The sequence below is a fragment of the Pseudomonas sp. GM49 genome, from assembly GCF_000282355.1.
In the GTDB taxonomy this organism is placed as follows: domain Bacteria; phylum Pseudomonadota; class Gammaproteobacteria; order Pseudomonadales; family Pseudomonadaceae; genus Aquipseudomonas.
The window spans coordinates 1-7,874 of record NZ_AKJL01000104.1 but is presented as its reverse complement, the minus strand read 5'-3'; the positions used below and the strand labels follow the sequence as shown (position 1 = coordinate 7,874).

At 59.5% G+C, this 7,874-nt stretch carries 8 protein-coding genes and 1 pseudogene; 3 read left to right on the top strand and 6 right to left on the bottom strand.

Annotated features, from left to right (window positions below; genetic code table 11):
* A partial coding sequence (locus tag PMI29_RS18825; RefSeq protein ID WP_007996645.1) for a DUF4131 domain-containing protein occupies window positions 1-357 on the bottom strand: 357 nt, incomplete at its 3' end.
* Window positions 358-492: 135 nt separating this feature from the next.
* Here PMI29_RS18825 and PMI29_RS18830 point away from each other — a divergent pair.
* Window positions 493-1,011, top strand: coding sequence for a DUF2062 domain-containing protein (locus PMI29_RS18830; RefSeq protein WP_007996643.1), 519 nt, complete (start codon window positions 493-495; stop codon window positions 1,009-1,011).
* A 180-nt stretch (window positions 1,012-1,191) separates the two neighbouring features.
* On the opposite strand, the gene PMI29_RS18835 is transcribed toward PMI29_RS18830, so the two are convergent.
* The 4 genes from PMI29_RS18835 to PMI29_RS18850 all read right to left on the bottom strand — a co-directional run bounded on the left by PMI29_RS18835 (window position 1,192) and on the right by PMI29_RS18850 (window position 4,359).
* A complete protein-coding gene (locus PMI29_RS18835) occupies window positions 1,192-1,971 on the bottom strand; it encodes an ABC transporter permease (protein ID WP_007996641.1) in 780 nt (259 codons plus the stop codon).
* Window positions 1,968-2,900, bottom strand: coding sequence for an ABC transporter ATP-binding protein (locus PMI29_RS18840; protein WP_007996639.1), 933 nt, complete (start codon window positions 2,898-2,900; stop codon window positions 1,968-1,970). Before PMI29_RS18840 ends, PMI29_RS18835 begins: the two co-directional genes overlap by 4 nt.
* A 132-nt stretch (window positions 2,901-3,032) precedes the next feature.
* Entirely contained in the window at window positions 3,033-3,656 is a 624-nt protein-coding gene (locus tag PMI29_RS18845; protein ID WP_007996637.1) for a glutathione S-transferase family protein, read from the bottom strand.
* Between the two features lie 43 nt (window positions 3,657-3,699).
* Window positions 3,700-4,359 (bottom strand): transglutaminase-like domain-containing protein, encoded by a 660-nt coding sequence (locus tag PMI29_RS18850; RefSeq protein ID WP_007996635.1) that lies wholly within the window; start codon window positions 4,357-4,359, stop codon window positions 3,700-3,702.
* Between the two features lie 249 nt (window positions 4,360-4,608).
* On the opposite strand from PMI29_RS18850, the gene PMI29_RS18855 reads away from it, so the two are divergent.
* Together PMI29_RS18855 and PMI29_RS18860 are read left to right on the top strand one after the other, a co-directional pair.
* A complete protein-coding gene (locus PMI29_RS18855; protein WP_007996633.1) occupies window positions 4,609-7,056 on the top strand; it encodes an acyl-CoA dehydrogenase in 2,448 nt (815 codons plus the stop codon).
* Between the two features lie 74 nt (window positions 7,057-7,130).
* Complete coding sequence (locus PMI29_RS18860) at window positions 7,131-7,538, top strand: PA2817 family protein (protein WP_007991629.1); 408 nt, start codon at window positions 7,131-7,133, stop codon at window positions 7,536-7,538.
* Window positions 7,539-7,595: 57 nt separating this feature from the next.
* Here the strand turns inward: PMI29_RS18860 and PMI29_RS18865 are convergent.
* Window positions 7,596-7,874 (bottom strand): annotated as a pseudogene (locus PMI29_RS18865) (transcriptional regulator); the annotation flags it as partial.

Sequence of the window (7,874 nt, the reverse complement as noted above, 5' to 3'; positions counted from 1 at the left end):
CGGCCCGCCATACCAGGCCAGACGCATTTGCCGCGGCAGCCGGGTACGTCGGGACTGGATGTCGGTCAATTCGAAACGCACGACACTGTCGTCTTGCTTGGGCAAACCTGTGACCCGCCCTTCGACCCAGCGGGTTTCTCCGTCCAGGGCCGGCGGCAACCGGTCATCCAGCGCCCACTGCGCATTCGCGCAGGCCCAACTCAAGCCAAACAGAAAAAACGCCGCCGGATAGGTCCTGAACGGCAGCAACATCAAACCCGCCACCGGCATCGCCAGCCACAACCAGACCGGCGGCAATGCCGGTAAAAAGCGCAAGGTCAGCAGACCCAACGCCAGCGCTATCATCCCTGTGCGCATAAGCCCGTCCTTGAGAGTACCCTTCAAGGCTTAGCCCGCCCGTCGCATGGGCGTCGTCAATAATTGTCACAAAGTCTGAATGGGCAGCTCATAGAATCCAGACATACTTGCCGCCTTGACCGACCGAGAAGCCTTATGCCCCGGCGCTTATTCAAACGTTACATGCCAGACCCGATGAGCATCAGGGAACACAAGTCCTTACGCTTTCTCGGCACGCTGTTGCATGACCCGAACCTGTGGCACCTCAACCGCCACTCCGTTGCCCGCGCCATGGCGGTGGGTCTGTTCGCGGCATTCCTGCCGATCCCGCTGCAGATGCTGCTGGCGGCAATCCTCGCCATCATCGTGCGCGGCAACATGCCGATTGCCGTGAGCCTGGTCTGGCTGACCAACCCGATCACCATGCCCGCCGTATTCTTCTGCACCTATCAGGCCGGCGCCTGGCTGATGGACGTTCCCGCCCGGCAGTTGCCGGACTCGCTGACCTGGGAATGGATCAGGGGAGAAATCTCGACCTTGTGGCAACCGTTTCTGTTGGGCTCGGTCGTGACGGGGCTGGCACTCGGTGCGCTGTCCTACTTCATGGTGATGGCGTATTGGCGCTGGTGGGTGGCCAGACAATGGAAGCGTCGCAAGAAGAGCCGGATGAGATAAATGCAAAACGGCCTCCATTTGGAGGCCGATTTTTTATGCAGGGTCTGGACTGACGCCATCGCGGGCAAGCCCGCTCCCACAAGGATCTGCTGAGTGACATGAATCGCATTCACACCAGAAACCTGTGGGAGCGGGCTTGCTCCGGGCGGCGTTCCGACGATACAGACGACTCGGTCGTCCTCAGGTACGCATCCCGCGCCCGCTGACCAGCAACCGTGCACAACCGAGATACAGCACCACGGTCGCCACCAGCATGAAGGCGATCGCCACACTGATGCGGATATCCGATACGCCAAGGATGCCGTAGCGGAATGCGTTGACCATGTGCAGCACCGGGTTGGCCAGGGACACGGTCTGCCAGAACGGCGGCAGCAAGGTGATTGAGTAGAAGACCCCGCCCAGGTAGGTCAGTGGCGTCAGCACGAAAGTCGGAATGATCGAGATGTCATCGAAATTGCGCGCAAACACCGCATTGATGAAACCCAGCAACGAGAAGATCGTCGCGGTCAGCACCACCACCAGAATGGTCACGCCCAGGTGATGTACTTGCAAATGGGTGAAGAACAGCGACAGCAGGGTCACGATGATCCCCACCATCAAACCGCGCAGCACACCACCCAGGGTGTAGCCGATCAGAATGGTGTGCGGCGACAACGGCGAGACCATCAGTTCTTCAATGGACCGCTGGAACTTGCTGCCGAAGAAACTCGACACCACGTTGCCGTAGGAGTTGGTGATCACCGACATCATGATCAGCCCCGGCACGATGTACTCCATGTAAGTGAAGCCACCCATGTCGCCGATTTGCCGACCGATCAGATTACCGAAGATCACGAAGTACAGGACCATGGTGATGGCCGGCGGCAGCAAGGTCTGCGGCCAGATCCGGGTGAAACGCCGGACTTCACGGTAAACGATGGTGTTGAGGGCAACGAGGTTGGGGCGCAGCTCGGAACTCATACCGCCACCTTCGACAGATTTTTCTCCACCAGAGACACGAACAACTCCTCGAGGCGATTGGTTTTGTTGCGCAGGCTCAACACTTCGATGTTCTGCTGCGCCAGCTGGGTGAACAGCGCGGTGATGCCCATGGACTTGTCCACCTGGACCTCCAGGGTGTGGCTGTCGATCAGCCGGGACGGGTAGCCGAGCAATTGAGGCGCGGCTGGCAGGACGCCCTTGAGGTCCAGCAGGAAGGTTTCGACATGCAGTTGGCTGAGCAACTGACGCATGCTGGTGTTCTCGACGATGGTGCCATGATCGATGATGCCGATGTTACGGCACAACTGCTCAGCCTCTTCCAGATAGTGGGTGGTGAGGATGATGGTGATGCCTTTCTGGTTCAGCTCGGTGAGGAAGCTCCACATCGAGCGACGCAGCTCGATGTCCACCCCGGCAGTCGGTTCGTCGAGGATCAGCAGGCGCGGTTCATGAACCAGCGCGCGGGCGATCATCAGGCGCCGCTTCATGCCGCCGGACAGCGAACGCGACGGCACGTCCTTCTTGTCCCACAGGCCCAGCTGGGTCAGGTACTGCTCGGCGCGTTCCTTGGCGATTTTCGCCGGGATGCCGTAGTAGCCGGCCTGGGTCACAACGATGTCGAAGGTCTTTTCGAACTGATTGAAGTTGAATTCCTGAGGCACTACGCCAATGGAGCGTTTGAGCTGCGCAGGATTCCTGTCCAGGTCGTGACCGAAGATATTCACCGTGCCGCTGGTCTTGTTCACCAGGGTCGAGAGAATGCCGATGGTCGTGGATTTACCGGCGCCGTTCGGGCCGAGCAAGGCGAAAAAGTCACCTTCGGCGACATCCAGATCGATACCATTCAGGGCCTGGAAACCGTTGCCGTAGGTTTTGGTTAGCTGCCGGATGGACAGAGCGGAACTCATATCTGATTTACGCACCAAGAAGGGAAGAAAGGGATAAGTATGGGCGGCGGCGAACAATACAACCGCAACAACTTGGCACAATGGTGCTTGTCGCCGCCACACAAGTACAGTCAAGCGTGTCGATAGTGAGTATTAAGTCAACGCGGTCATGACCGCCTTTTGATACGCCGGACGCTGTTTCAACCGCGCGTACCAGGCCTGCAGATGCGGTTGTGGCGCGCGCTCGATCGGCATCTCGAACCAGGCATAAATGAAACTGCCCAGGGGAATATCGCCCATGCCGATCTCGTCTCCGGACAGATAGGGCTTGCTCGCCAACGCCTGATCGGCCATCGCCAGCAGCGTGTCGCATTCTTTGATCGCCGCCTTGATGGCGGGCCAGTCCTGCTGGTCTGCCGGGGTACGCAGCACACCCCAGAACACGGTACGGAACGGGCCGGCAAAGCTTGAGGTGGTCCAGTCCATCCATTTGTCGGCGCTGGCGCGGGCTTGCAGATCCGCCGGATACCAGGCCGTGCCGTCGGCGTGACGGGCCATCAGGTAACGCACGATGGCGTTGGATTCCCACAACACAAAACCATCGTCATCCAGCACCGGCACCCGACCGTTGGGGTTCATCGCGCGGTACTCGGGTGTATCGACGACACCAAAGGCGCCACCGGCATCGATAGCCTCGTAGGTCAGTCCCAGCTCTTCGGCGGCCCACAATGGCTTTCTGACATTCGATGAGTTTTTCCGACCCCAGATCTTCAGCATGACCGCCTCTTTTTCGGTAAGTGGGCAGGCAGCATACGCCGGATCAGGCGCGACTCAAATCGCTCTGCATGTCGCCCGACAGCGGTTGCTGTTGCTCACCGAAAAGGTGCGGATAGCATTTTTCCAGGTGTTCGAAAAAGAACGCTTCAGGTACATCGGCGAACTGGCCGTGATCGACGAGGTACTCCATCAGCTTCTCGCCATCGCGGTTGAAGGGATGAAAAACGCTGTCGTTGATCCCGTCGAATTCCAGCGGTGCCACATTGAACAGGTCGCAGAGTTTGTGGTTGAACGCTGGTGTCGCTTTGACCCAGCGATCCTGCAAATAAAACTCGGTGTAGCCGTGCATGGCGAACATGTCGCTCTTAAGCAATTCAAGCAGCCGTGGCGTCGACAAATGATTGCGCACATCCGCCAGGCCGATCCGCGCAGGAATCGCGCAATGCCGCGCGGCACCCGCCAGCAACGTGGCCTTGGGCACGCAGTAACTCTCCCCGGCAGCCAATGCATAACTGCCGCGCAGGGTCTGCGGATCGCGACTGAATGTGTACGGGTTGTAGCGCACCGCTTCGCGCACGGCGTAATAGAGATTGATCGCCTGTTCAAGCGGATCGCGACTGGCGCCACGGTGTTTTTCAGCGAACTCCACCACGGACGGATGGTCACTATCGATGAAGCGGCCGGGGCTCAGATACTCGTGCATGAGAATAGTCTCCTGGGGAAGCCCCGAGTCTAGCGAGAGCTTCAGCACAGAGATAACGACATTTCGGCCAAACATGGGCGCTTTGCCGCTCGCTCAATGAACGTTTTTTCCACGTTTGCGGCCCATCTGTCGCACGAAAATCATCCGGGGTTTCCCACGATTCCAATCACATCGCTCCAACCAGCCTGTTTCGCGGATGCGGTCTAAGCTCTGTGGGCTGGTTCGCCCTGGTTTCACGGAGGAATGAATATGCTGCTGTTGTGGATACTGGTACTGCTGGTCGGAATTGCTTATTTGGCCCACCGCCGCATCGCCCCGCTGCCCGCCCTGACCATCGTGGCCGTCTATGTCGTGGCAATGGGCGCTTTCAGCCGTGCGCCGGGCTGGTTGCTGCTGGTTTACTGGGTATTGATCGCCGCCGTCGCCGCGCCCTTGCTGCTGCCCGACCTGCGCCGCAAATTGCTCAGCGCGCCGATGTTCAACTGGTTCCAGAAAACCCTGCCGCCCATGTCGCAAACCGAACGCGATGCCATCGACGCCGGCACGGTGTGGTGGGACGGCGAACTGTTCAGTGGCCGTCCGGACTGGAGCAAACTGCTGTCCTATCCCAAAGCGCAATTGAATGAAGAGGAACAGGCTTTCATCGACGGGCCGACCGAAACACTCTGCACCATGGTCAGTGAATGGCAGCTCGGTCAATCCATGGACCTGCCGCCCGAAGCCTGGACATTCATCAAGGACAACGGATTTTTCGCCCTGATCATCCCCAAAGAGTTTGGCGGCAAGGGTTTCTCTGCCTATGCCCACTCGCAAGTGGCGATGAAACTGGCGAGCCACAGCGGCGACCTCGCAACTACCGTGATGGTCCCCAACTCCCTCGGCCCGGCCGAATTGCTGCTGCACTACGGCACCGACGAACAACGCAATCATTACCTGCCACGTCTGGCACGCGGCGACGACATCCCGTGCTTTGCCCTTACCGGCCCGCTGGCCGGCTCCGACGCCGGCGGCATGCCGGACTCCGGAGTGATCTGCCAAGGTGAATGGCAGGGTCAGGAAGTCCTCGGCCTGCGCCTGAACTGGGAAAAGCGTTACATCACCCTCGGCCCGGTGGCCACCCTCCTCGGCCTGGCCTTCAAGGCTTACGATCCGGATCACCTGCTGGGCGACAAGGAAGACCTGGGCATCAGCCTGGTGCTGATTCCGACCGACACCGCAGGCGTCGAGATCGGCCGCCGCCATCTGCCGTTGGGCGCCGCATTCATGAATGGCCCGAACTCAGGCAAGGACGTGTTCGTCCCGCTGGAGTTCCTCATCGGCGGCCAGGAGATGCTCGGCAAAGGCTGGATGATGCTGATGAATTGCCTGTCGGTCGGGCGTTCGATTTCCCTGCCGGCGGTGGGCACCGGCATGGCCAAGTTCACCAGCCTGGTGACGGGCCAATACGCTCAGGTTCGCGAGCAGTTCAATGTGCCGATTGCCGCTTTCGAAGGCATTCAGGAAGCCATGGCGCGCATTGGCGGCAACACCTGGATGATGGACGCCGCCCGCATGCTGACCGCCAATGCGGTCGACCTGGGCGAGAAACCGTCGGTACTGTCGGCGATTCTCAAGTACCACCTGACCGAGCGCGGCCGCGACTGCATCAACGATGCGATGGACGTGCACGGCGGCAAGGCGATCATCCAGGGGCCGAATAATTACCTCGGTCGCAAATGGAACTGCGTGCCGATCTTCATCACCGTGGAAGGCGCAAACATTCTCTCGCGCAACCTGATGATCTTCGGCCAGGGCGCGATTCGCTGCCATCCCTTCGTCCTCAAGGAAATGGCCCTCACCGGCCGTGAAGACAAGGATCAGGCGCTCAGAGAATTCGATGAGCTGCTGCTCAAGCACATCGGTTTTGCCGTGGGCAACGCCGCCAGTACGCTAGTGTTGAATCTTGGTTTCGGGCACCTGGAACACACCCCGGGCGATAAACTCAGCCAGGGTTACTTCCGCGCACTCAATCGTCAGGCCGCTGCTTTCGCCATGCTCGCCGACCTCAGCATGATGCTGCTGGGTGGTGAGTTGAAACGCCGGGAACGTCTGTCCGCACGGCTGGGTGACGTGCTGAGCAACCTTTACCTGGCCTCTGCCGCACTCAAGCGCTACAACGATCTCGACTCACCGTCGTACATGACGCCGCTGCTGGCCTGGGCCATGGAGGAAAGCCTGGGGCAGGCGGAACGGGCCATGGATGAACTGCTGAGCAACTTCCCGAACAAAGTCGTGGGCTGCCTGTTGCGGGTGATCGTGTTCCCGTTCGGTCGCCGGCACAAAGGGCCATCGGACAAACTCGGTGCCGAAGTCGCTGCGTTGATTGGCCGCGCCAAGGGCGACCCTGCTCTGGAGGAATTGCTCCAGGGTTGCTATCGCCCACAAGCGAGCGACGATCCGGTCGGGGCATTGCAACACGCTTGCAATCTGTTGAGCGCCGCACAGCCACTGCAGAAAAAGCTGCACGTGGCACTCAAGAGTGGCCAGGTCAAACCGCTGGCCGGTGAGTCGGTGATCGATGCCGCGCTCGAGGCTGGCGTGTTGCAGCCGGTGGAAGCCCAAACCCTGCGTGAAGCCGAAGCGGCCCGGCGCAAGGTGATCGATGTCGATGACTTTGACAAAAAGGCTTTGGCACTGGCCAAGGGAAAAGTCCGCTGATCCCTCCAGACATGTAAAAACGGGCGCGGGCGCTTTATACTCCTGCGCCCGTTTTGCTCTTGAGGACTTATCTCGTGTCCAACATCGTTGCCGATCATCTCGTTTTACTCGACCACCTGCGCAGTATCCTGGTCGCCGTAGGTGAGGCCGAGCAGGTTCCCGAAGAAAGCCATGCCTTGTTCCTTGAGCGCTTCGACGAACTGCTTGCGTCACTTCCGATCGATCCGATCGAAAGCCAATACCTGGGCCAGGACATCCTGACTCAAGTCATTTCCCGTTATCCGCAAATCGCCCACCTGATTCCGCGGGATCTGCTGTGGTATTTCGCCGGTGACTGCCTGCACTACTTGTCCGATGAAGAAATCGACCTGTATCAGGCACTGGAAGAACGCCGCTTCGAAGCCGAACAGAACGACGAACCTTTCGACTGGAACCAGGAAAAACAACTGCTGGCGCTGTCGAACCAGGACAGCAAGCACTGATCCTCGACTGGTCATGCAAAAGGCCCGCATGGTTGAACATGCGGGCCTTTTTTTCGCTCAGAACAGGCCGTCACTCTCCGGCAGTTCATATTCCGATGGGGACCAACCCGGACCATTCGACTTACCCGGCTTGCCCAGCGTCGGTTCCTTCTCCAGGCACTCCACCAGGTAATCGATCAACACCCGAAGCTTTGGCGGCAGGTATCGGGTTGGCGAATGCAGCAACCAGGCACCTCCGTGGTAGGACGCCAGAAAGGTCCAGTCCGGCAGCACTTGCACCATCAACCCTTTCTCCAGGGCATGGCGCGCCGTGAAATACGGCAGGCTGCCAATCCC